General features: G+C 71.3%; 21 protein-coding genes. 6 read left to right on the top strand and 15 right to left on the bottom strand.

Going from position 1 to position 22,167, the window contains the following annotated elements:
- Window position 1: 1 nt before the first annotated feature.
- The 3 genes from EIZ45_RS41450 to EIZ45_RS41440 are packed head-to-tail and all read right to left on the bottom strand — an operon-like array spanning window position 2 to window position 3,269.
- Window positions 2–835 (bottom strand): ABC transporter permease, encoded by an 834-nt coding sequence (locus tag EIZ45_RS41450; RefSeq protein ID WP_134669014.1) that lies wholly within the window; start codon window positions 833–835, stop codon window positions 2–4.
- Window positions 832–1,770 (bottom strand): ABC transporter permease, encoded by a 939-nt coding sequence (locus tag EIZ45_RS41445; RefSeq protein WP_134669016.1) that lies wholly within the window; start codon window positions 1,768–1,770, stop codon window positions 832–834. The genes EIZ45_RS41450 and EIZ45_RS41445 overlap by 4 nt, the downstream gene beginning before the upstream one ends.
- A complete protein-coding gene (locus EIZ45_RS41440) occupies window positions 1,767–3,269 on the bottom strand; it encodes an ABC transporter substrate-binding protein (protein WP_205670275.1) in 1,503 nt (500 codons plus the stop codon). Before EIZ45_RS41440 ends, EIZ45_RS41445 begins: the two co-directional genes overlap by 4 nt.
- 171 nt (window positions 3,270–3,440) lie before the next feature.
- Between EIZ45_RS41440 and EIZ45_RS41435 the strand changes: the two genes are divergently transcribed.
- Window positions 3,441–3,908, top strand: coding sequence for a hypothetical protein (locus tag EIZ45_RS41435; RefSeq protein ID WP_134669021.1), 468 nt, complete (start codon window positions 3,441–3,443; stop codon window positions 3,906–3,908).
- Between the two features lie 35 nt (window positions 3,909–3,943).
- Here the strand turns inward: EIZ45_RS41435 and EIZ45_RS41430 are convergent, their stop codons facing one another.
- Both EIZ45_RS41430 and EIZ45_RS41425 read right to left on the bottom strand, forming a co-directional pair.
- Window positions 3,944–4,996 (bottom strand): LacI family DNA-binding transcriptional regulator, encoded by a 1,053-nt coding sequence (locus EIZ45_RS41430; protein ID WP_134669023.1) that lies wholly within the window; start codon window positions 4,994–4,996, stop codon window positions 3,944–3,946.
- A 105-nt stretch (window positions 4,997–5,101) separates the two neighbouring features.
- A complete protein-coding gene (locus EIZ45_RS41425) occupies window positions 5,102–6,079 on the bottom strand; it encodes an NAD(P)H nitroreductase (protein ID WP_134669025.1) in 978 nt (325 codons plus the stop codon).
- Window positions 6,080–6,291: 212 nt separating this feature from the next.
- Between EIZ45_RS41425 and EIZ45_RS41420 the strand changes: the two genes are divergently transcribed.
- Window positions 6,292–6,753 carry an SRPBCC family protein gene (locus tag EIZ45_RS41420; RefSeq protein ID WP_037820677.1) on the top strand — a complete coding sequence of 154 codons (462 nt, stop codon included), beginning with the start codon at window positions 6,292–6,294 and terminating at the stop codon, window positions 6,751–6,753.
- Here EIZ45_RS41420 and EIZ45_RS41415 read toward each other — a convergent pair.
- From EIZ45_RS41415 to EIZ45_RS41380, 8 genes are read right to left on the bottom strand one after another with little or no spacing between them, the layout of a single operon-like run.
- Window positions 6,744–8,324, bottom strand: a complete 1,581-nt coding sequence (locus EIZ45_RS41415; RefSeq protein WP_134669027.1) for an NAD(P)/FAD-dependent oxidoreductase — start codon at window positions 8,322–8,324, stop codon at window positions 6,744–6,746. The two genes, EIZ45_RS41420 and EIZ45_RS41415, sit on opposite strands and share 10 nt — an antisense overlap.
- Window positions 8,325–8,328: 4 nt before the next feature.
- Window positions 8,329–9,399: an NAD-dependent epimerase/dehydratase family protein gene (locus EIZ45_RS41410; RefSeq protein WP_134669029.1), complete on the bottom strand. Its 1,071-nt coding sequence runs from the start codon at window positions 9,397–9,399 to the stop codon at window positions 8,329–8,331.
- Window positions 9,400–9,451: 52 nt separating this feature from the next.
- Window positions 9,452–10,675 (bottom strand): NAD(P)/FAD-dependent oxidoreductase, encoded by a 1,224-nt coding sequence (locus EIZ45_RS41405; protein WP_134669031.1) that lies wholly within the window; start codon window positions 10,673–10,675, stop codon window positions 9,452–9,454.
- Window positions 10,672–10,983 carry a 2Fe-2S iron-sulfur cluster-binding protein gene (locus EIZ45_RS41400; RefSeq protein WP_134669034.1) on the bottom strand — a complete coding sequence of 104 codons (312 nt, stop codon included), beginning with the start codon at window positions 10,981–10,983 and terminating at the stop codon, window positions 10,672–10,674. Before EIZ45_RS41400 ends, EIZ45_RS41405 begins: the two co-directional genes overlap by 4 nt.
- 1 nt (window position 10,984) lies before the next feature.
- On the bottom strand, window positions 10,985–11,878 hold the full coding sequence (locus tag EIZ45_RS41395; RefSeq protein ID WP_037820667.1) for a fumarylacetoacetate hydrolase family protein: 894 nt from the start codon (window positions 11,876–11,878) through the stop codon (window positions 10,985–10,987).
- Window positions 11,875–13,026: a helix-turn-helix domain-containing protein gene (locus tag EIZ45_RS41390; RefSeq protein WP_134669039.1), complete on the bottom strand. Its 1,152-nt coding sequence runs from the start codon at window positions 13,024–13,026 to the stop codon at window positions 11,875–11,877. The genes EIZ45_RS41395 and EIZ45_RS41390 overlap by 4 nt, the downstream gene beginning before the upstream one ends.
- A 20-nt stretch (window positions 13,027–13,046) precedes the next feature.
- Window positions 13,047–13,889 carry a polysaccharide deacetylase family protein gene (locus EIZ45_RS41385; protein ID WP_134669041.1) on the bottom strand — a complete coding sequence of 281 codons (843 nt, stop codon included), beginning with the start codon at window positions 13,887–13,889 and terminating at the stop codon, window positions 13,047–13,049.
- Window positions 13,889–15,115 (bottom strand): cytochrome P450, encoded by a 1,227-nt coding sequence (locus tag EIZ45_RS41380; RefSeq protein ID WP_134669043.1) that lies wholly within the window; start codon window positions 15,113–15,115, stop codon window positions 13,889–13,891. The genes EIZ45_RS41385 and EIZ45_RS41380 overlap by 1 nt, the downstream gene beginning before the upstream one ends.
- Window positions 15,116–15,382: 267 nt before the next feature.
- On the opposite strand from EIZ45_RS41380, the gene EIZ45_RS41375 reads away from it, so the two are divergent.
- On the top strand, window positions 15,383–15,712 hold the full coding sequence (locus EIZ45_RS41375) for a hypothetical protein (protein WP_051171685.1): 330 nt from the start codon (window positions 15,383–15,385) through the stop codon (window positions 15,710–15,712).
- A gap of 76 nt (window positions 15,713–15,788) precedes the next feature.
- Window positions 15,789–16,613: a DUF72 domain-containing protein gene (locus tag EIZ45_RS41370; protein WP_134669115.1), complete on the top strand. Its 825-nt coding sequence runs from the start codon at window positions 15,789–15,791 to the stop codon at window positions 16,611–16,613.
- A gap of 13 nt (window positions 16,614–16,626) precedes the next feature.
- On the opposite strand, the gene EIZ45_RS41365 is transcribed toward EIZ45_RS41370, so the two are convergent.
- Entirely contained in the window at window positions 16,627–17,391 is a 765-nt protein-coding gene (locus EIZ45_RS41365; protein ID WP_134669045.1) for a helix-turn-helix domain-containing protein, read from the bottom strand.
- A gap of 74 nt (window positions 17,392–17,465) precedes the next feature.
- Here EIZ45_RS41365 and EIZ45_RS41360 point away from each other — a divergent pair, with 74 nt between their 5' ends.
- Together EIZ45_RS41360 and EIZ45_RS41355 are read left to right on the top strand one after the other, a co-directional pair.
- Window positions 17,466–18,407, top strand: coding sequence for an amidohydrolase family protein (locus EIZ45_RS41360; protein ID WP_134669047.1), 942 nt, complete (start codon window positions 17,466–17,468; stop codon window positions 18,405–18,407).
- 738 nt (window positions 18,408–19,145) lie between these two features.
- Window positions 19,146–21,173 carry a hypothetical protein gene (locus EIZ45_RS41355; RefSeq protein WP_134669049.1) on the top strand — a complete coding sequence of 676 codons (2,028 nt, stop codon included), beginning with the start codon at window positions 19,146–19,148 and terminating at the stop codon, window positions 21,171–21,173.
- On the opposite strand, the gene EIZ45_RS41350 is transcribed toward EIZ45_RS41355, so the two are convergent.
- The gene (locus tag EIZ45_RS41350; RefSeq protein WP_134669052.1) at window positions 21,164–22,117 is read right to left on the bottom strand and encodes a M28 family metallopeptidase; all 954 of its coding nucleotides are present in this window, start codon (window positions 22,115–22,117) and stop codon (window positions 21,164–21,166) included. The genes EIZ45_RS41355 and EIZ45_RS41350 overlap by 10 nt on opposite strands.
- Between the last annotated feature and the right edge of the window lie 50 nt (window positions 22,118–22,167).

The raw sequence follows: 22,167 nt of genomic DNA, 5'->3' as shown, positions 1-22,167 counted from the left end.
GTCAGCTCTTTCCTTCCGTGCGGCTGACCGTCCGGGCGACGGACTCGGCGACGAGGTTGCCGCCGAGCGCCATCATCAGGATCAGCGCGATCGGCGTCAGCACGGGCAGCGGCGCGGCCGCAAGACCGTCCTGGTTCTCGCTGACCATGAGCCCCCAGTCCGGAGCGGGCGGCGCGATGCCGAAGCCGAGATAGTTCAGCGAAGCGATCGCGGTGACCGCCCACACCAGCCGCATTCCGGTCTCCACCATCAGCGGCGACGTCACCCCGGGCAGCACCTCGCCGAGGACGATCTGCCGCCCGGGCAGTCCGTTCGCCTTGGCCCACAACACATATTCGCTGTCGAGCACCGGCAGCGCCGCACCGCGCAGCACGCGCGAGACGCCGGGCGCGAACGCCACCCCGACGAGCGACGCGGTGAGCAGCGGGTGCCGGCCGAACGCGGCCACGAAAACCAGCACGAAGATGGTCTCCGGGAAACTCAGCACGACGTCCATCGCGCGCATGAGGACGGTGTCGGCGAGCCCGTCGCGGTAGGCCGCGGTCAGCCCGATGAGTGCGCCGAGGACTACGCCGATGGCGGTGGCCAGCAGCGTCATCCAGGTGAGGGTGCCGCCTCCGGAGAGCAGGCGGCTGAGCACGTCCCGGCCGAGAAGATCCGTGCCCAGCGGGAATTCCGCGCTCGGCCCCTCCAGCGGCGGAGCGACGATGGCGGTCGGCGGCCACGGTGCGAGCAATGGGCCGAAGATGACGATAAATGCCGTAACAGCAAGCAAACCGAGACCCAGCCGGGCGCGTCCGGTCCGGGCCGCGCGGCGCACCACCGAGACGCTCATCGGCTCCGCCCTGCCGCGGCGAGGACGTCCGCGAGGAGATTGCACAGGTAGTACGTGGCGGCCAGGATGAGCACGCACGCCTGCAGGACCGGCAGATCGTGCGAGTTCACCGCGCTGACCAGCGCCGTGCCGAGCCCGGGGTACGAGTAGACGTATTCGACCACCACGACGCCGGTGATCGTGACCGCGGCGACCAGACCGGCGGCGAGCAGGCTCGCCGCGATCGCGTTGGGCAGCGCGTGCCGGAACAGGATACGGCGGCGGCTCAGTCCTTTGAGGACGGCCATCTGCACGTATTCGCTGTCCAGCGCGTCGATGACCGAAGCGCGGACGAGGCGTCCCAAGTACATCACCCCCATGAACGCGAGCGTGGCGACCGGCAGCACGAGTTCCGCCGGATGCCACCACGGCAGGTCGCCGGGCGGGATGTCCGAAACCCCCGGCAGCACCCCGAGCAGCGAGGTGGCGAACAGCGCGATCAGCAGCATGCCCACGACGAACGGCGGCAGCGCCATGCTCAGCGACGTGACCGCGACGAACGCTTTGTCCGCGAAACTGTCGCGGCGCGCGGCGCTCAGCACTCCGGCGACTACCGAGAGCGGGAGGATCAGCAGCATCGAAATGAAGCCGAGGGTGAACGAGTTCAGGATCCGCGGTCCCAGGATTTCCGAGACCGGCTCCCGGTTCTGCAGCGACACTCCCGGGTCGCCGGTGAGCAGCCCGCCGAGCCAGCGGCCGTACTGCGTCACGAGCGGCTGGTCGAGGCCAAGCTGATGCCGCAACGCCGCGACTTGCTCGGCGGTGGCGTCCTTGCCGAGCACGATCCGGGCTACGTCGCCCGGCAACGCTTGCGTCACCAGGAAAACCAGGATCGAGACCAGCAGCAGCACGAGCACGCCGAGCGCGAGCCGCCGCACGAGCCATCGCGCGGTCATCCGACGGTCACCCCGGTCAGGAACGACAGCGGGCGGCCGTTCACGTCCGGCACCAGCCCGCGCACGGCCGGCCGGTGCGGCATCAGCACGTCGGAGAACGCGGGCGTGATGTTCGGGCCGCTCGTGTACTCGATCTCGTGCATCCGGTTCATGAGCGGGCACTGGTCTTTCTCGGGCGAGGAGAACAGCTTCCCGGCGAGCTTCACGAACGCGGGGTCGTTCCAGTTCGCGCCGTTGCCGATCCGGTCCGGCAGCAGCGAGCCGAGCACGGACGGCAGGTAGGGGACCGGGTTGTAGTCGACGTAAGCCGGCCACTTGCCCCATTTCGCCAGCAGTTCCGGCGTGGGGACCACGTTGACGCTCACCTTCACCCCGGCCTGCGCGGCGTTCTGCGCGAAGACCTGCGCCAGTTCCGACATGCCCGGCAGCAGGCCGTCGGTGGTGATCGCGAAGGCCAGATCGGTCTGCCCGGCCTCGGCCAGCAGCCGTTTCGCGGCCGCGACGTCCGGAGCGCGCTGCGGGATGTCCGGCGCGGCGCACGGGGGCGCGGTGGTCTCGTAATCGTTCGCGATCCGGGCGTAGCCGCTGAAGACGTTGGACACGATCTGCTGCCGGTCGACCAGCAGCCGCAAAGCCTGCCGGACCCGGACGTCGCTGAACGGCGGGACGGCGGTGTTGAGCCCGATCCGCAGGCTGAAGTTCCCTTTGCTGTCCAGCAACTGGATGCCGTCCCGGCCGACGAGGGACTTCGCGATCGTCGGACTCGTGTTCGAGGCGATGTCGACCCGCCCGGACAGCAACGCGTTCGCCTGCGCCTGCTGGCTTTGGTACTCGATCAGCTGGACCGCGCTGAGCTTCGGTTTCTCGCCCCAGTAACCGTCGAACCGCTCCACTGTGGACTCCCGGCCGGGAGCGAACGACTTGACCGCGAACGGTCCGGTGCCGATCGGCTTCGCCGGTGCCGAACCGGTTTTGGTCATTGGCAGCAGGACGCTCGCCCAGATCTCCTTGAACGGACTGAACGGCTCGGTCAGTCCGACCCGGACGGTGAGTTTGTCCACCGCCCGGACCGAACCGGGGTCGATCATCTGGATCAGCGCAAGGCCTTGGGCGGCATGCGCGGGATCGCGCAGGTACTTGATGCTCGACACGACGTCGGCGGAGGTGAATTCGGTGCCGTCGGTGAACTTCACGCCGGGGCGCAGCGTGATCGTCCACTGTGTCCGGTCGGCGTTCGAGGCCATCCCGGTGGCGAGCCGCCATTCGGCTTTGCCCTCGGGGTCCAAGGCGGTGAGCCCCTCGAAGAGCAGGGAGCTGCGCAGCTCCTGGATCGGGCTCTGGGTGCCGACGTAGGGATTGAGGCTCTCGCCCGCGTCGGCGGAAACGGCGACGCGAAGCGTGTTCGGCCCGCCCGCGGCCGCGTCGTACGGCGGGCTGCAGCCGGCGAGCAGCGCGACGGCGAGCAGGAGGGTTGGCAGGCATCGGGGTCTGCGCGACACTGGGGACCTCCAGGGAAGCCAGAAATCTAAGCGTTTAGATATGCCGAGCGTCGCCACAGGGTACGGCCAGTTCCGGCGCGAGGGAAGAGTCTACAAGTGGAGAAGCTAATCGTTTAGAGTGAGCTCCGGCCGGACCGCGACGTCCGGCGGAGCAGAGGAGGAAGCAGCCCCATGACCAGCCCGTACGAGCGTCTGTTCGTGAGGAAAATGCCCAACTGTCTCGACGATCTCGTCAACGAGGGAGCCGCGGCGGGCGTCGTCGAACCGCCCAACGTCGGCGAATCGCTCGCCCTCATGCGCGCGAAGGAGGTCCCGGAGAGCAAGATCCACCTCACCTACACGTGGATCAGCGAATGCGACACCCCCGTGCAGTGGGTCAAGGAGCACCAGCACGACTACGACGAGGTCCTGATCTGGCACGGGAACAACCCGGCGGACCCGGACGACCTCGGCGCGGAGATCTACCTCGACATCGAGGGCGTCCGCCACGTGATCACGACCAGCGGTTCGGTCTACCTGCCCGCGGGCACGCGGCATTGCCCGCTCGGCTTCACCCGGGTGGACCGGCCGTTCCGGTTCAGCGCGCTGTCGCTGAACGCGGAGTACGCGTCGGACGAGCACAACACCCTGGCGGTGTAGCGGACCGCCCCGCCGTGGTGACCGCGGCGGGGCGGTTATCCGGTTGCGGTGGCTTTGGCGTGCGCGGGTTTCTCGGCGGCACCGGGTTCGCAGCCGCAGGTCACGCCGATGCTGAGCGTTCCGTCCAGCACGGACGAATCACCACGCCCGTCGAGCGCGTCGAAGGCCCGGACCGCGAATTCCTCCAGCGGGACGCGGACCGTCGTGAGCGGGACGTCGCCGAGGCGGGCCTCGAGGGTTCCGTCGAAGCCGACGACCGCGAGGTCTTCCGGCACGCGCAAACCCAGGCTGTGCGCGATGCGGATGGTCACCAGCGCCTGCTCGTCGGTGGTCGCGTAGACCGCGCGGATCCGGCGGCCGCTCGTCAGCACCTCGCGTACCGCGCGGCCCGCTTCGACCTTGTCGAACGACGTCCGGACCAGCCTGCCTTCGGTGGGCAGCCCGGCGTCCGCCATCGCCCGCCGCCAGCCGCCTTCGCGGCCTTCTGCCGGTCCTACCGCGAATTCGCCTGCCACGCACAGAATGTCTTCGTATCCGTGGCCGAGCAGGTGTTCGGTGACGAGCCGCGCGCCGTCGAAGTCGTTGAACGCCACGCTGGGCGAATCGTCCGGTGCTGCCCATTGCAGGTACACGCACGGCGTTTCGGTCGATAGCCGCGGCTTTTCGCCGGTGGTCACGAAAATCCCGCGTGGACGCAGTTCGGAGAACGCTTCGCCGTACTCGTCGGCGAGGCCCGGGCGGTAATCGGTGTTGCCGAGCAGGGTGAGCAAACCCCGGCGGCGGCCCTCGGCCTCGAGGCAGCGCGACATCTCGCCGAAGAAAGCGTTCGCGGTGTCCGGCACCAGCAAACCGACCAGATTGGACCGTCCGCCGCTCAACGCGCCGGCGAGCGGGTTGCGCCGGTAGCCGAGCATCCGGATGGCGTCCTCGACCTTGCGCCGCGTCTTTTCCGCCACCGGACGGGGTCCGTCGTTGAGGACGTAGCTGACGACCGCTGTCGAGGTCCCGGCCAGTCGCGCGACATCGGAGAGAACCGGCCGGCGCCCGGGACGCTCGGCGCGGGGGAATTCGCCGGTTTCCGCTGCCACGGTGCCACTCTAAAGCACCGGCGCGAGAGCCGCGTCCATCCGGCACAGTGGGAAGTGGACGGCGCGGCGGTGACCGAACTTTCCGCCGACCGCGGGCGAAGCGGGTCAGCCGCCGTACCGCGCCGGCGCCTGGAGCGGTTCGAGGACGTCGTCGACGCTGGCGTGCGACCGCGTCCGCTGGAGCCGTTTCACGCCGACCGGCGGCCGTCCCACCCACAGCACCGCCTGGGGCGCGTGCCCGAGCGTGACGCGTTCCGCGAGCGTCTCGCGCATCCGGCGGCTGGCCCGGCTCAACCGGCCGGACGAGAGCCCGTGGACGGTGGCGGTCAGCAGCACCGAACTCAGCGCCTCTCCCGCGCGCAGCCACGCGAGGTGATCGTCACCAGGCGTGCTGAGGACGACCAGCGTCGCGCCGTCGCTTCGCGGTTCGGCTTCGCTTCGGGGGATTCGGTATCCCGCGGCTGCGCGGACGAGGACGCCTTGCGGAGCCGCCAGGGATGCGCTTCGCGCATACGCCTCTTCCCGAGGCAGCTGAGCAGGAACTCGCGCGCCTTCGCCGAGCGCGGTCATGAGGTACCTGCGGACCGCGCGGTCTTCCACTGGGTGCAAGACCGCGCCTTCGCGGGCGGCGGCTTGCGAAAGCCGGTCAAGGCAGTCCGACGGCACGGGCCGCCCGCCGCACGGCCGTAAATCCTCCCGGCGGCGGGCGATCGACGTCGCCAGGGCAGTCTCTCCGGGAGCCGGTTCGCCGGGATGCGGCGTCACGACGGCCAGGTGGCCCGGCTCCAGCGGGCACGGCAGCCGGTCCACCGTGCAGGCCCAGCCGAGACCGGCGAAGGCGACCCGGAGGTGGTGCAGGGCCGCGCCGCTGGCGAGCGTCTGCCATCGCCCGGCGGAGTCGTTGGCGGCTCGCCAGTGGGCCGGGTCCGCGTACAGGTGGAGGGTGCGGTACCCGGTGCGCCAGTGCCAGAACGGGGCGTCGGAGGCGCCCGGCGCGAGGAGAGCGGCGGCCACCGCCGCCTCGACGGCCGCGGGTCCGGGAACCCGCGAACTCGCCAGTGAATTCGGCCGTGAATTCGGCATTGTTGCTTCCCGCTCGGGTTGGGGGGAGTGCGTCCGGTCGGTGCCAGGCTCCATGGTGCGCTCCCTCGGCGGCCCGCGATAGGGGCCGGGGTTCATCAATTCGGAGCGACCTGCGTTCGCGAAGCTCGCCGTCTTAGCGTCCGGGCGGCGGCCCGGCCCGGAGTTTGCCCGTCTCCTCCGGGGGAATCCGGCGGGAAACGAGGAGGAGACGCATGGTCGAAGTGAGCCGGACGGTGCCCGCGCCGCCGGAAGCGGTGTTCGAGGTGCTGGCGGACGGCTGGTCCTATTCCGGCTGGGTGGTGGGCAGCTGCCACATCCGCGACGTCGACGCGAGCTGGCCCCAGCCGGGCGCGCGGATCCACCACAGCGTCGGCGGATGGCCGGTCCAACTGGAGGACACCACGGTGGTGCTGGCGGTCGAACCCGGCGTTTCGCTGGAACTGGAAGCCCGGGGCGGCGCGCTCGGCACGGCGAGGATCGAGCTGTCGCTGGCTCCGGACGGCGAGGGCCAGACGATCGTGCGGATGGCCGAGCGGGTGACGAGCGGGGCGGGCGGTTTGGTCCCGGAAAGCGTGCTGGCGCTGGTGCTGGGGCCGCGGAACCGCGAGTCGCTGGCGCGGTTGGCGGCGTTGGCGCTCGGGCGTTGGCGGGGGACCGGCGAGAGTCAGCCGTAGACGGCGCGGTTCGCCGCGCGGATCACCGCGGCGTACCCCGGGCCGAGCAGGTGCTCGCGGGCCAGCGCGGCGCGGGCGGCGTTCGCGCCCGGCCCGCCGTGGACCGCGCCGCCGGGGTGCGCCGCGGCGCCGGCGAGGTACAGCCGGTCCACCGGCGTGTCGGCCCGGCCGAGTCCCGGCACCGGACGGAAGAACAGCTGCTGGTGGATCGCCGTCGTGCCGCCGTTGATCGCGCCGCCGACGAGGTTCGCGTCGTGGTCGGCCAGGTCCGCCGGGCCCTGCACCCGGCGGGCGAGGATCAAATCCCGGAACCCCGGGGCGTTGCGCTCCACCGTCGCCTCGATGCGCTCGGCCTGTCGCCGCACTGTGTCGCGGTCGCTGCCGCGCGGGACGTGCGTGTACGCCCACACGGATTCGGTACCGGCGGGAGACCGCGTCGAATCCGCTGTCGTCATCTGACCCAGCAACAGGAACGGCTGCTCCGGCACCCGGTCCCGGGCCAATTCCGCGCCGAAAGCGGACAATCCGTCCTCATCGCATCCTAAATGGACGGTTCCGGCGCCGCGGGCGTCCTTCGCGGTCCACGGGATCGGCTCGGACAACGCCCAATCGAGCTTCACCGTCGCACTGTCCCATTCGAACACCCGGAGATCCGCCAGCAACCGCGAAGGCAGCCATCGCGGTGCGACGAGCTTGCCGTACAACGTCTCCGCGGTGACGTCCGCCAGCACCGCCTTGCGAGCCCGGATCGGCTCGCCGTCCGCGCAGCGCACCCCGACCGCCTTGCCGCGCGCCACCAGCACCTCGGTCACCGGTGTTCCACAATGGACGGATCCGCCCTTGGAGCGGAGCCTGTGCACCAACGCGGCCACCAGTTCGCTCGCCCCGCCCTCCGGGACCGGGAATCCGACGTCCTGGGCCAGCATCCCCAGCAGCCAGCCGAAGACCGCGCTTCCGGCGTTGTCGACGGAAAGGTCGCTGTGCGCGGCGTTTCCGGACAGCAGCAGTCGAGCGCCCTCGCCCTCGAACCGCTCGCGGGCGAATCGGCGGGCGGGCAGCGTGAGCATCCGCGCGAGCCGCAGCACCTCGGCGGTTCCGGTGCGGCGCAGGAACCGGGCACCGGCGCGCACCGGCGGGAACGGAGTGAACAGCGCGTCCAGGAATTCGTCGCGGAATCCTTGCCATTGCGAGAAAAGCTCCCGCCACGATCGGGCGTCTCCGGGAGCGAACTGTGCGATCGATTCCGCGGTGCGGTCGAGGTCGCGGGAGAGGACGGCGCAGCGGTCGTCCGGGAAAACGTGCGCGAGCGCGTCCGGCGCGTGGAGCCAGCGCAGGCCGTGCTCGGTCAGGTCGAGGCCGCGGAGCACCGGGGACGCCGCGCCGAGCGGGAAGAACGCGGCGCACAGGTCCGAGCGGAAGCCGGGGGCGGTGATCTCCTCGGTGCGCAAGGCCCCGCCCGGAACGGGTTGTTCCTCCAGGACCACGACATCCCAGCCCTCGTCGGCGAGCAGGTTCGCCGCGACGAGCCCGTTGTGCCCGGCCCCGATGACGATCGCGTCGGCGGTGTGCACGGGCTCAGGCCTGCGACTGGCGGGTCGGACGGCCCCTGCCCAGCGCCCTTGCGCGGTCGAGCAGCCCGGGGCGCGACGAGGCGAGCGGGGCCGACGGCGCGCCGTCCTTCCGGCGCATCCCGGCGACCAGGTCCTGGACGGTTTCGGCCGAGCTGTACCGCGGCGTCCAGCCGAGCACGAGCCGCGCCCGCGACGCGTCGACCAGCGCGGCCTGATCAGCGAGCTCAAGCCAGCCAGGGTGCAACGGCTGGAGCCCGGCCAGCCATGCCGCGCGAGCGACCGTCCGCGCGACTGGCTTCGGCACCGCGATCCGGGTGCCGCCGACGGCGTGCGCGAAGGCGGAGGCGTCGAGCACGTCCTCGGCGGCGAGGTTGAACGGGCCGACCGCGCGCTGCTCGAGGGCCAGCCGGAACGCTTCGGCGACGTCGTCGGTGTGCACGGCCTGGAGCCGCAGACCCTGCCACAGCGGCACCGGCGAGAACCGGCCGCCGATCAGTCGGGGCGGCAGCGCGGGCGGGAGCAGCCACCGGGTGAATTCCCCCGCCGCTCGCCGTTGCAGGATCGCGCACGGGCGCATCCACGCGACCGCGACGTCCGGGTGCGTGGACGTGAACAGGTCCAGTGCGTCTTCCAGATCCGCCTTGCCCCGGCTGTACGCGCTGGCCGCGATCCCGCGACAGGGCCAGTCCTCGGTGACTTTCTCGTCGTTCGGCTCCGGCGCGTAGGCAGCTGCTGACGACGCGCACACCACCTGTCCGACGCCTGCCTTGCTGACCGCTTTCAGGACGTTCGCGGTGCCGCCTTCGTTGGTGCGCGCCATCGGCGGGTCGCTCCAGGCGGGGGAGATGGCCCAGGCCAGGTGCACGACTGCGTCCGCGCCGGTGAAAATCCCGGTCAGCAGCTCGTCGGCATCCGGCGCGCCGATGTCCACCGAATGCCATTCCGCGCGCGAGTACGGCTCAGCGGCGCGATCCGGCACCCGGCGGGCGACACCGGCGACGTCGTGGCCGGGTCCGAGGGCACGCAACAGCGCGGTGCCGACGTTCCCGCTGGCGCCTGTGATCACGATCCGCATGCGGGCCGTTTACCCGCTCCGCACTGGCGGAAACGTCCAGGTGCCGAGCGTCTCAACCGGTTCGGGTGGCTAGCGCGTCGGAAAGGCGGAACTGCGGGTCGCGCGCGTCGTCCGGGCTGAGGCAGGCATCGCGGGCGAGGAGGCGGCGCGAGGCGACGTGGTCGACCGGCCGGTTCACCGACTCGACCGCGGCGAGCCGGCCGCGGTGGAAATGCAGGACGGAGAACGCGTCTTCCCCGGCGAGGCGCACCGTCTCGGTCTCGCGGTCCGGCAGCAGTCCGGCGATCTGCAGTTTGGCCGAGAACTGCTCGGTCCAGAACCACGGCACCGCGTCGAACGGCACTGTCCGCCCGGCGAGGCGGGCGGCGAGGACGCGGGCCTGATCGGCGGCGTTCTGGACCGATTCCAGCCGTCGGCGGCGTCCGTCGCCTGCCGGGAACGAGGCGCAGTCGCCGACCGCGGAGATCAGCGGGTCCGACGTGCGCAGCGCGGCGTCGACCTCCACCCCGTCGCCGACCGCCAGTCCGCACTCGCGCGCGAGCCCGGCTTCGGGCTCCACGCCGATCCCGAGCACAACGAGGTCGGCCGGGAGCCGCGTGCCGTCGGCGAGCTCCACCTGCCGGACCCGGGCGTCGCCGTGGAACGCCCGGACCGTCGTGCCAGTGAGGACGCGCACGCCCTGTGCCTCGTGCAGCGCCCGGAAATGCCCGGAAATCCCGGCCGACACGACCCGCTGCATGACCCGGGGCAGGCTCTCCACGACCGTGACCGCGCAGCCCCGGCGGCGCGCGGCCGCGGCCGCCTCGAGCCCGATGAACCCACCGCCGACCACGACGACATCGCGCGCCTCGGCCAGCGCGTCCCGGACGGCCCGGGCGTCGTCCGGGACGCGCAGCACGCGGATTCCTGCGAGCCCGGCTCCCGGCACGGTCGTTTCGCGCGCCCGGCAGCCGGTCGCCAGAACCAGCTCGCGGTAGCCGAGCGACCCGCCCGACCCGAGCCGCACGACGCGCCGGTCCCGGTCGATCCGGGCGGCCGTGTCGCGCAGCAGCGTGATGCCCCGCGCCGCGTAGAACTCCGGTTTGCGGAACTCCAGCCGCGGTTCGCTGTCGCTCAGCAGCATCGCCTTGGACAACGGCGGCCGCTGCACCGGCGGGCCGTCCAGCCGGTCGACGAGGACGATCGGGACGTCTGACCCCTCCTCGCGCAGGAACAGCGCGACGTGGAAACCGGCGTGCCCGCCGCCCACGATCACGACTGGGTCGGCGCCGGTCACTGTTCTTCAGGCAGGTCGACGAGCACGTCGTGCTCCGGCGCGGGCAGCTGGCAGCTCAGCCGGCTGGACGGGCGGCGCTCGGACGCCGTGCAGTTCAGCATCTCGTCCTCCGCCTCGCCCATCGGCGGGAAGTCGTGCGCGGCGTCCTCGGGGACGTAGACGTGGCAGGTCGCGCACATGGCGTTGCCGCCGCATTCGCCGACGATTCCCTCGACGTCCCCGTCGAGGGCGGCCTGCATCAGCGGAGTGCCCGGCGGCACGTCGACGGCCCAGTCGCCGTCCGGCGCCCGGAAGATCACCTTCGGCACTTCAGATCCTCTCCAGCGAGTGCTCGACGACGGGGGAGCGCATGCGGCCGAGCCCGTCGATCTCGGCTTCGACGACGTCTCCGCCGGCGAGGAAACGGGGCGGGTCCAGCTGGAAGCCGCAGCCCGGCGGCGTGCCGGTCAGCAGGACGTCCCCCGGGCGCAGCGCCATCGACCTGCTGACCGACTCGATCAGCCCGGCGACCCCGACCGCCATGCCCGCGGTGGAGTCGTGCTGGCGGAGTTCGCCGTTGACCCACAGCCGCAGCCCGGCCCCGGCGGGGTCGAACTCGTCCGGGGTCGCCAGCCACGGCCCGGTCGGGCAGAACGAAGGGGACCCCTTCGCCCGCGCGATCTGGAACAGCAGCGGATGGTCCGCGCCCGCGCCGAAGGCGACGTCCCGCGCCGTGACGTCGTTGGCGACCATGTACCCGGCCACGTGCTTCAGCGCTTCGGCGCGCGGGATCCGTTGCCCGCCAAGGCCGATGACCACCGCCAGTTCGACCTCGTAGTCGAGCTGGCGGGTCTCCGGCGGGCAGACGATGGGGTCGGCCGGGCCGCACACGCTGCTGGCGGGCTTGAGGAACACGACCGGCTCGCCCGGGGGCCGCGCGCCGAGCACCTCGCCGCCGTGGGCCGGGTAGTTGAAGCCGATCGCGATGACTGTGCCGGGACGGGGCACCGGCGGGCCGAGCCGCGTCCCGGCCAACGGCACCAGGTCGGTGCCCGCGTGTCCGGCGACCGCGGCCCGCACCAGCGGTTCGGCGACCGGCCAGCGCGCCAGCAGTGCGCTCCATCCCCCGGCGAACGCGGCTCCGCGCAGCGGAAGGATCGCGTCCGGCCGGACCAGCACCCCTGGTTCCTCCGCCCCGGGCGGTCCGAAACTGACGAGCTTCACGGGTTCCTCCTGGCTTCGGTGACGGCCGCGAACGACAGCGCCAGATCGGTGAACGACCGCACGTCGAGGCCGGTCAGCTGGTGCCATCGGGAGAGGCGGTAGGAGACGGAGTTCGGGTGCAGCGCGAGCGCGGATCCGGTCCCGCGCAAGGTGAATCCGGACTCGGCGTAGGCGACGACGGCGTCGGCGAGATCGGGCTGCTCGCGCGCGATCCGGGCCGCCGGTTCGAGGAGGGGGCCGATGAGCGGGGCGAGATCGGGGATCGTGGCGCGGAACCATTCGGTCTCGAACCGGACCGCCGCGCGGCCGTCGGCCTCGGCGAGCCGCAGGGCCCGCGCGGCGTCGCCGAGGCCGAGCCGGATCCCGGCCGGGCCCGTGCGGGCGAGCCCGATGCCGAGCGGCCGGTTCTCGCCGCCGACTTCGGCGGCGAGCGTCACGACGTCGTCGACCGCCGCGCCCTGGGACACGACCGTCATCAGTCCCGCCCGCGCGTCGACGTGCAGCACCCCGGTGATCCGCCGTCCCGCGCGCTGCAGCGCGTCGACGGATTCGCGCGGCCACCAGCGGCTTCCCGCGACGAGGACGGTGAACTCCCCGTCCGGGTCGAAGGCGAGTTCGCGCATCACGTCGGCGATGCCCTCGCCGGGCCCGTCCGCGTGCAGGAGATCGAAAAAGCGCGCCCGCGTCTCGCGTTCGTGCTGCTCGCGGCCGCCCTGCTGAGCCACGTAAGCGTCCACGACCGCCTGGCTCATCGCCTGCGACCAGTGCGCCATCGGGCCGACCAGTTCGACCAGCAGCGCTTCCGAGGCCAGCTCCGATCGCCGCAGCGCCTCCCACAAATCCCGGTGCGCGTAATGGAAAGCGGCCAGCACGTCGTATACCGGCATGTCGTAGTACGCGCGCCGCCGGGCGGAAGCGCGGATCGATTGCAGCACTTCGGGATCCGGCGGCGACCCGGCGGCGAGGCTGCGCGTCATCGTCCCGTAGAGCGCCCGGACGTTCCGGAAGTGCTCGTCCTCCGGAAGCCGCGCGTACGACGGCAGTTCGGCCCGGATCCGCGCGACCAGCCCTCGCGCCAGTTCGTCCAGGGTGTCTTCGACCGACGCCCAGAACCGGTCGCGGTCGGCCGGCCCGGGGACTGCCGACAACCGCGGCCGGGACGCCTCGCTTACCACGCCGGCGCCCGGTCGACGTGGGCGGCGGCGGGGAAGTCCGCCGGATGGCTCCGGACCCAGTCCGCGATTTCGTCGGCCCGGGCGAGCCAGACGCGGTCGTCCGCGGCGAGCCGGTCCACCAGTGTCCCGATCGCCGCGACCCGGTCGGGGCGGTCCTGCCACGGCACGTGGAAGATCAGTCCGGTGCAGCCGCCTGCGGCCGCCGTGTCGTCCACGATCGCCGCGTAGCCGTCGAGAAGTCCGCCGGGGCCGACCGGCTCGTCGCCGGGCGGCTGGCGGAGCCGGGTGAAACCGGGGATGTAGTAGGCGCCGTCGACGCCGTGCCAGGGATACGGCAGAAGCGGAAGCCTCGCTGCGTCGCCGATCGCGGTCCCGAAGGCCGTTCCGGCGAGCGAAACGTAGTCGAAGCCGTGCTCGGCCAGGAGGTCGATCGAGTGCGAACCGAGCAGTCCCGCAGGAGGCCGGGCGCCGCGCGGGCGGATGCCTAGCTCGGCGAAGGCGTCCAGGCTCAGCCGGAGGGACTCGTCGATCTCCTCCGCCGACGACCGGTGCCACGGCTCGTGCAGCCAGCCGTGCCAGCCGACCTCGTGGCCCGCCTCGGCGATCGCGCGCACCGCGTCCGGGTACTGCCGGAAATTCCACGCCTCCACGAAGAACGTCGCGGAGTACTGGTGCGCGGCCAGCATCGTCAGCAAGGCCGGAAGCTCTCGCGTCACGCTGTGGTGATCGCCTGTCGGCTGGGCCGAACCGAGCTGGATCTCGGCTGCTTCGCCGAGGTGGTCGAACGTGACCGCGACCGCGCACTGCGCGCCGCCGGGCCCCCACCGGCCGCCCATCACCGGCCCCGGGGCGCGACGTCGAGCCGGGAAATCATGGCAAAAGTCAGATCGGTCGTGCGGGGCGGTTCGGCGTCGCACAGTTCCAGATCGGGCAGCCGTCGCGGCAGTTCGCGCAGCAGGATCTCGCCCTCCAGCCGGGATAACGGCGCGCCGAGGCAGAAGTGCCCGCCCGCGGTGAACGCGAGATGCCGGTTGTCGGGGCGGCGCGGGTCGAACGCGTCGGGCCGCTCGAACCGGGCCGGGTCGCGGTTCGCGGCGGCCAGCCCGAGCAGCAGATGGTCGCCCTCGGGGATCGGGATTCCGCCCAGTTCCAGGCCGGCTCCCGCGTAGCGCCACACGAAATGCACCGGGGCCTCGAACCGCAGGTTCTCCTCCCACGCCGCCCTCGCCGTCGACGGGTCGTCGGCCAGCGTGCGGAACTGGTCTTTGTTCGAGGTCAGCGCGTAAACCGCGTTCGTCATCGCGACCATCGTCGTGTGGTAGCTGGCCACGAAGAACCCCACCAGGGTCACCACCAGCTCCGTCCGCGACAGCCGCTCGCCGTCCGCTTCCGCGAGCAGCAGCGCGCCGACCGGGTCGTCCTCGTCGAGCTTTCCGCGCAGCGTGTCGACGATGTCGCCGATGTAGTCGAAATAGAACTGCGCCGTCGCGTCGGCTTCCGCGAGCTGTTCCGGCGTGATGTCGCCCTGGCTGAGGACGGCGTTGAGGCCGGGCATGCGTTCCAGGACCGTCGCGGCGTCGGCCATCGGCGCGTGCAGCAGCCGGCACGCGATCAGGGCCGGGATCTTCATCGCGTACTCGCGCACGAAGTCGACCACGCCGTCGCGCCCGGCCAGTTCGTCCAGCCCCGCGGTGACGATCTCCTCCACCCACGCCCGCATCCGCTTGACCGACCGCGGCTGGAACGCGGGCGACGCGAGCTTGCGCAGCCGGGTGTGCGCGGGCGCGTCCACGTTCGGCAGGGAGAACCGGTAGAACTCCGCCGCCGGGCCGGAGCCGATGTGCGCGGGGAACTCGCCGGGGTGCGGCTGCACCGTGTTCGCCGGGGACTTGAGGACCTTCTCGACCTCGGCGTACCCGGTGAGCAGCCAGGAATCCTGCCCGTTGACCACGGTCCGCGCGACCGGGGCGGCCTCGCGGAGGCGGCGGTAGGCGGCGTGCCGGTCGGCGCCGAACGCCGGGTCCGACGGATCAAGGCGAACGACTTCTGCGGCGTTGGTCATCACGAAATCCCCTTCGATCTCGCTCGGGCACCCGGGCGTCTGCCCCGACGATGCTAAGCAGCGGCCCCGACGCGCGTCATCGGCGAAAACACGAAAATCCCCGCGCCCGTTTGTGCCTTGTCCCGAAGCCGGGAGCGGCCCCGAGACGCCGGTCACCCGCGGTCCAGTCCCATTTGACACCCGATGCGAACACATGTTCGACTCCCGTGCGGGCCGCCGGGAACCGCGGGCGGTCCGGGAGCGGGGAAGCGAGCAGGTGAGCCTGAGGTGAGCGAGTGGCCGTCGACGGTGCGGAAAGTGGATCCGCCGATTCCGGTGTGGGTGGGCGTGCGGAAGCTGCTCGTGCTCGGCACCGAGATCCTCGCGCCGCGCGACCGCGCCGGGCTGCGGATCGAGACCGAGCATCCCGGGCTGCTGTTCGAATGGGCGCGCCGCGAGGACGGCGGTCTGCTCGGCTGGGTCACCTACCAGCTCGTCACCGGCGACGAGCAGTGGTCGCGGCCGGTCAGCCACTACGTGCCCGCGCACCTGCTCCGCCGCCGCGGACCCGCACGCCGCCACCAGTACGGCGACTACCGGCCCCGGACCCACGGATGACCGCGCCCGGGTAGTAATTTCCCTTGCGAGCGAGGGGAGCGGACGAGAAGTGGCACGGCTTCATGTCGGCTGCGCGATGTGGACGCACAAGGCGTGGCCAGGGCGGTTCCTGCCGCAGTCGCTGCCCGCGAAGGAACGCCTGCGGGCCTACGCGGGCTGGTGCAACGCGGTCGAGGGCAACACCACCTTCTACGCGACCCCGGCCCGGAGCATCGTCGAGACGTGGGCGCAGCAGACCGGTCCCGACTTCCGGTTCGTGGTCAAGGTGCCCAAGACCGTGACGCACGAGCGGCGGTTCGCGGGGGTCGAAACCGAGATGCGGGAGTTCCTGGACGCGCTCGAACCCCTCGGCGAGCGGGCCGTGCTGTGGACCCAGGTGCCCGGTTCGTTCGGCCCTTCGGACGTCGACGTGCTCGGCCGCTTCCTGCGCCGTCTCCCCGCCGACCTGCGGCGCGCGGTGGAGGTGCGGCATCCCGAGTTCTTCAGTGACGCCAGCGCGGCGTCGCTGCTGGAAGGGACGCTCGCGACCGCGGACGCCGAGTGGGTGCCGTTCGACACCACGGTCTTTTTCCAGCGCCCGCCGACCAGCGAGGCCGAGCAGGACGCCTGGGCGAAGAAACCGCGGTTGCCGCGCCGGACGCGAGCGCTGACCGACCGGCCGGTCGTCCGTTATCTGGGCCGGGACTCGGTGGAGGAGACGGTGGCGGGCTGGCAGCCGTGGGCCGAGGTGGTCGCCGGCTGGCTGCGAGAAGGCCGCTCGCCGACAGTTTTCCTGCACACTCCCGACAACGACGAAGCACCGGCGCTCGCCCGCCGGTTCCACGACGACGTGCGCGCGCTGGTGCCTGGCTTGGACGCGCTGCCCGAGCCGGAGCCGGTGGAACCCGCGACGCTGTTCTGAGCAACCGGGCCGGCTACCCAGCCGGGACGAACGCGATCAGCCGCTGATGGGGATCGTCCACCACCTGCAAGACAATCTGGTCCACCGTCTCCTCGACCCCGCCCGGCAGCCGGAGCCGCACCCGCAGGTGGGTGTGCGGCCGGACGACGTCGTTGCGTTCCCAGAGCGCCGCGAACTCGGCGTCGGTCCGGAGCAGTTCGTCGATCCAGTCCCCGGTCGGCGGGCCCGCCGGGCTGCTCGCGCGCACGATGCCGATCGTCGTGCGCCGCATCGCTTCCAGGTCCGCGAACCGGCTCTGGAGCACCGGATCGGTGAACAGCATCTGCACGTACCGGCGGCGTTCCGGCGGGACCGCGCCGAAATCGGTCATCAGCCGCGCGGCGGCGGCGTTCCAGGCCAGGATCGCCGTCGCCGGTCCGACGAGCACCGCGGGAATCTCGCCCATCCGGTCGACAAGGCGGCGCAACGGATCGCTTGGCTCCGGGTTCGGCGGAGGGACGTCGGGGACGGTGACGAGATCCAGCGCGTACTGCGTCTGGTCGTCGTCGAGCCCGAGCGCGGCGGCGATGCGGCGGACCACGTCGGCGCTCGGCACGACCCGGCCCTGCTCGATCCGCGTGTAGTACTCGTCGCTGACGAACGCCAGCGCGGCGACCTCGCCGCGTCGGAGACCGGGCACCTGACGACGGTCCGTTTCGGCGGAGGCGGGCGGCGGGGCTTCGTCGCGGCGGGCGTGCAGGAACGCGCCGAGCTGGACGAGCCGCGGGTCGCGTGCCATCAGCGCGGGCTCCGGGGGAGGGGGATCGGATTCTTCCCCTCCCGCGCCGGACGGCGAGGGCGCACGGTGGAGGCATGATCGACCGCGAACGCATCGACGTCCACACCCACCTGGTCCCTCCGTTCTGGGGCGAGGCCCTCGCACAGCACGGCGGCGACCCGTCGGGCTGGACGCTGCCCCCGTGGACGCCCGACGACCACCTGAAATTCATGGACGCCAACGGCATCGCCACGAGCGTACTGTCGCTCACCGCCCCGAGCGTGACCGGCTGGACCGGCCCGGCGCGTCGCGAGACGGCCCGCCGCGTCAACGAATACACCGCCGAACTGGTGCGGGAACGCCCGGACCGGTTCGGGCTGTTCGCCACGGTTCCGTTGCCCGACGTCGAAGGCGCGGTAGCGGAGGTCGACCACGCGTTCGGCGCGCTCCGAGCCGACGGCGTGGTCCTGCTCTCCAACTACGACGGCATCTACCTGGGCGACGACCGGTACGCGCCGCTCTGGGAGGCGCTCGACCGCCACCGCGCGGTGGTCTTCATCCATCCCGCGCATCCGCTCGTGCCGCTGCTGCCCGGCATCCCGGGACCGATGGTGGACTATCCGTTCGACACCACGCGCAACGCGGTGCACATGGTGTTCAACGGCATCACCGAGCGCTACCCGAACGTGCGGATCATCCTTTCGCACGCGGGCGGTTTCGTCCCCTTCGCGGCGTTGCGGTTCTGCCAGATCCAAGCCGCGCTGGAGCCCGCCGGACCCACCGCAGACGACTGGCTGGCCCGGTTCCGCAGCTTCTACTGGGACACGGCGCTGTCGTCGGGCGAATACGCTCTCGGTGCGCTCGCCCGGTTCGCCGATCCCGCGCGGATTCTGTACGGCAGCGACTTCCCTTACGCGACAATGGAAGTGAGCACCCGGTTCACCGAGATCCTGGACACCGAAAGCGGGTTGACCGCCGAACAAAGCCGGGCGATCGACTCCGGGAACGCCTGCGCGCTGTTCCCTCGGCTGGGCTGAAACCCCGGTCACCCCGCGTCGACGAGATCCACCGCGATGACCAACGTGCGGATCAGCGTCGAGGAACAGCCGGGCAGCGGATCGACGGCACGAGCGGTGAAGCCGGAGGCCGGACCGAGCTTTCGCAGCTGGGCGGCGCCCTTGTCGCCTCGGAAGTCTCTGCCGGTGTGGCAGCGGCAGTGAGGGTCCGCATGAGGACACCGGCGACGACCGCCTTGGCTCGCAGCATCGGCCGCGTCGATCCGTTGTCGCCAGGTGGCTGCCGGGGGTTTTCGCCGGGGTATTCACGGCGTAGCCGGCGGTCCGGCACGAGAGCGCCCTCGCGCGCGAAGTTCGGCATCGCCCGGTCGGCACGGCTCGAGCCGGGCGGCCGAGTACGGGCCAGGTTCCGCCGTCGCGGAACTGGCTGACTCAGATCGCGTCGCCCGCTCGCAGTCCCTCGACGGCGGACAATGGAGGGAACGGAGGCGCGGGCTGGGCCGGAGAAGCATCCGAAAGAGACCGAGCGGGGCTTCCGGGCGAGGAGCCCGGCGCATACTCACCGCCCTCGAGCGATGCCACGATCGAGTGCCCTTTGCGATATTTCTGTTTCTCTTCCCGCCGCGTCATCCGAATTCCGTTCTCCTCCCGCTGCCTTTCGCGAATAGCGTTGCGAGCCGCGCGAGATTATCCAGAACTGACACCGGCGAAATCCCGCTGCCGCCGAAATTGTCAGACCTCGCCGCTACCTTGCTGGGCATGACGCTTCTGGGGTTCTCCGAGGAGGACGAGTACCTGCCCGACTACGGCACCATTGTGCTTCGAGACGACGTATACCGCAGCGCGCCCGCGCTGGACAACAAACTGCTCGGCGAACTCGCGACGAACGCGTTGTCCGGCACGGTCGCGACAGCGGGCGACGGCTGGCTGCACTGCTCGGCAAGCCATCCCTGGCAAGCAGTGCGCTGCGAAGCCCACGACGGGCCGCCGGAACTGCGGCTCGAGGCATGGGAAGACGTTGTCGAGTCGCCGTTTCACAGCCGCTCCGGGGCCGTGAGCCTGGGATTGCTGACCGGCGGCGCCGGCGGCGACGCACTGAACCTGGGAACGAAAGGCCTTTTCCGTACGCGGGTCTGCCGGAAACCGGCGGCGGCCGGGGAAGAGGGCGACGTCTGGCTGATCCAGTTCTGGCCGTCACCCGACGGGCCGGAGCCGCCGCGGTGGCTCAAACGCACCCGTCCCGCGTTGCATCCGGAGGACCCGGGCTGGCAAGAGGTAGTGGGTTACCACCTGATCGAAGTCTCGTGGTACTTCACGCTCGTGGGCATGTCGCGCCCGGACGGCTGGCTCGACGAACCGTTGCCCGGTGAACCGCCCTCGGACACCGTGTGTGCCCAGTTGGGCGTCGACCCGCCGCGCACGCGACGGGACGCGATTCCCTTGCTGGTCGCGGCAGGCCTGCTCGTGGACGACGGCACCGGCGGGTACTCGGCGGGAACGCCGCGGCGCGCCACGGAGGTGCTCGACCTGCCAGCGGACCTGGCCGCCCGGTTGGACGCGGCCGCCGTCCGCGCCGTGTACATCCTGCTCGCGGCGGATCTCGTCAGCATCGCGGCGTGGTCGGATCCGGCGCACGTCAAGGATTTGGCCGCTTTGCTGGCGGTCCCGGAGGAAACCGTTGAGCCGTTGCTCGAGTATTCGGTCAGCGACAAGCTGATCCGCCGGGAGAACGACACCGTCGCGGCGCTTCCCCGCCCGCCGTTGCGGCATGAGCCCGTGCCGCTCGTCCGAAGGGTTCGCGAAGAGGAACCGCCGACCGTGGCCGGTCCTCCGCCGCGAGCCGGGTTTGTTTCCGGCGACGGCACGGTCGGCGTCTGGCACGGGGGAGAGCTGGGCATCCTCGGCCGGGTCGAGAGCGACTATCGGTATCGCGCGTTCGAGACCCTGGCCGGGATTTACGTCGCCGCGTCCGGCGGGCAGGGACAGCTGATCGACTGGTCGGGCACGGCCCGGCAGCTTCCGGTGGACCTGGACATCCGGCCCGTCCGCAGCGCGGACGGACGCTACCTGGCGGGCGTGCAGACCCACATCGGCCGACGGTCGTGGGACCAGGTGCATTTGTACGATGTGACCACGGAAGAAGCGTGGAGCCTTCCCCGATCGCCTGAGCTGACCCGGAGCGTCCTGGGCATCCACGACGGCGCTGTCTGCTTCACGACGGATTCGGGAGCCCTCGTCGCTTCCCGCTGGACACCGGGTGAGGAACCGGTGAACCTAGCGTCGCCAGTGCATCGGCTCGATCCGTTGTCCGGGGCGCAATTGCGCGAAGAAGCCGGGGGACTGGCGGTATTCACCGCGTCCGGGGAACGGCGGGAAGTCCCGGAACCCCACCGCTGGCGGTTCGTGCCGGGCGGCACGCGGATGTATTCGTTCGGGTACGACCCGCCCGCCGCGCAGCTGCTCGACCTTGCCACCGGGACCATCGGCGAACACCCGCTTCCCGACGGCTGCGAGTCCGGCGAAGCCGTGCCGTCCGCGCCGGTCTGGGAAACCTCCGACACCCTGGTCTTCTCCCAGCCGCACCGCGGACTGACTCGCCGCGTCGTCCGATGGCACTTGCGGCGCAACGAGTTCGAGCATTTCGACCTGCCCGAACTCGCGGGACACCGCCCGTTCCTGATCGGACCGATTCTCGCCGGAGAGCCGGACGCCCCGGGCCGCCGTCTTCGCGACGGCGGCCCGGAGCGGGTGCCCGGTCCCGGCGCTGGAAGTCAGGGTCAGCGATGAGCCGCCGCGACCGCCAGCTTCCACACCGCGTAGCCGATCGCGTCGGAGTTCTTCTCCAGCGGCGTGTCCGGGATGTTCGACGTCGTGTCGCAGGCGCGGTGGTAGCAGTTGTCGAACGCCGCGCCCGGCGTGCCGCCCCACTTCTGGGCCTGTTCGTAGCTCTTGATGTCGCCGGCGCCCGTCGCGAGGCCGCCGACCGGGATGCCCGCGCGCTTGAACGACGCGTGGTCGGACCGCCCGTCGCCTTCGGTGTCGCCCTCGGTCTCGATGTTGACGGAGGCGAAGTATTCGTCGAACACGGCCTTGACCGAAGCGACGTCGTCGTAGACGAAGTAGCCCCAGTTCTTCGAGCCGATCATGTCGAAGTTGAGGTAGGTGGTGATCTTCGAGCGCTCGGCGCTCGACAGCGTGCTCACGTAGTACCGCGAGCCGACCATGCCGGACTCCTCGTCGGCCCACCACGCGAACCGGACGCGCTTGGCCATCGCCGGGTTGGTGCGGGCCAGCGTCAGCGCGACCTCGAGGATCGACGCGCTGCCGGAACCGTTGTCGTTGATGCCGGGGCCTGCGCTCACCGAGTCGAGGTGCGCGCCGAGCATCAGGACCTGGTTCGCGTCGCCCTGCGGCCATTCCGCGATCAGGTTCTGCGACCGTCCGGTGCAGCTCGTGCAGGTCTGGCGCTTCGTGGTGTAGCCCGCGTTCTTGAGCAGGTTTTCCACATAGGACACCGACGCCGCGTATCCGCCGCCGCGCGGCGAGCGCGTGCCGCCGTTGTTGCGGGCGATGGCCTGGAACTGGTTGAGGTGGGTCTTGATGTTGGCCAGCGAGATGTCCGGGGCCGCGAGCGCCGAGGCGGGCGCGGCGGTGGCCGCGGGCACGCTGACGACGCCCAGTACCGCCACCAGGGCGGTGACCCCGGCGCCGATTCTTGTCTTCCACTTCATGACGGTGCGTTCCTTCGGTTGGGGTGGGGAGAGCGGGTGTTCTCGGGGGA

Source organism: Amycolatopsis sp. CFH S0740 (genome assembly GCF_004522315.1).
In the GTDB taxonomy this organism is placed as follows: Bacteria; Actinomycetota; Actinomycetes; order Mycobacteriales; family Pseudonocardiaceae; genus Amycolatopsis; species Amycolatopsis nivea.
Note: the sequence above shows the minus strand (reverse complement) of the source record. Positions and strands in the feature narration are given on the sequence as shown.

What these genes read in the sequence shown, in the direction of transcription:
- EIZ45_RS41445 (WP_134669016.1), bottom strand. Translation starts at nt 1,770, where the DNA reads ATGACCGCGCGATGGCTCGTGCGGCGGCTCGCGCTCGGCGTGCTCGTG.
- EIZ45_RS41350 (WP_134669052.1), bottom strand. Translation starts at nt 22,117, where the DNA reads ATGAAGTGGAAGACAAGAATCGGCGCCGGGGTCACCGCCCTGGTGGCG.
- EIZ45_RS41355 (WP_134669049.1), top strand. Translation starts at nt 19,146, where the DNA reads ATGACGCTTCTGGGGTTCTCCGAGGAGGACGAGTACCTGCCCGACTAC.
- EIZ45_RS41435 (WP_134669021.1), top strand. Translation starts at nt 3,441, where the DNA reads ATGACCAGCCCGTACGAGCGTCTGTTCGTGAGGAAAATGCCCAACTGT.
- EIZ45_RS41385 (WP_134669041.1), bottom strand. Translation starts at nt 13,889, where the DNA reads ATGGGCGGCCGGTGGGGGCCCGGCGGCGCGCAGTGCGCGGTCGCGGTC.
- EIZ45_RS41360 (WP_134669047.1), top strand. Translation starts at nt 17,466, where the DNA reads ATGATCGACCGCGAACGCATCGACGTCCACACCCACCTGGTCCCTCCG.
- EIZ45_RS41380 (WP_134669043.1), bottom strand. Translation starts at nt 15,115, where the DNA reads ATGACCAACGCCGCAGAAGTCGTTCGCCTTGATCCGTCGGACCCGGCG.
- EIZ45_RS41425 (WP_134669025.1), bottom strand. Translation starts at nt 6,079, where the DNA reads ATGCCGAATTCACGGCCGAATTCACTGGCGAGTTCGCGGGTTCCCGGA.
- EIZ45_RS41410 (WP_134669029.1), bottom strand. Translation starts at nt 9,399, where the DNA reads ATGCGGATCGTGATCACAGGCGCCAGCGGGAACGTCGGCACCGCGCTG.
- EIZ45_RS41365 (WP_134669045.1), bottom strand. Translation starts at nt 17,391, where the DNA reads ATGGCACGCGACCCGCGGCTCGTCCAGCTCGGCGCGTTCCTGCACGCC.
- EIZ45_RS41420 (WP_037820677.1), top strand. Translation starts at nt 6,292, where the DNA reads ATGGTCGAAGTGAGCCGGACGGTGCCCGCGCCGCCGGAAGCGGTGTTC.
- EIZ45_RS41370 (WP_134669115.1), top strand. Translation starts at nt 15,789, where the DNA reads ATGTGGACGCACAAGGCGTGGCCAGGGCGGTTCCTGCCGCAGTCGCTG.
- EIZ45_RS41450 (WP_134669014.1), bottom strand. Translation starts at nt 835, where the DNA reads ATGAGCGTCTCGGTGGTGCGCCGCGCGGCCCGGACCGGACGCGCCCGG.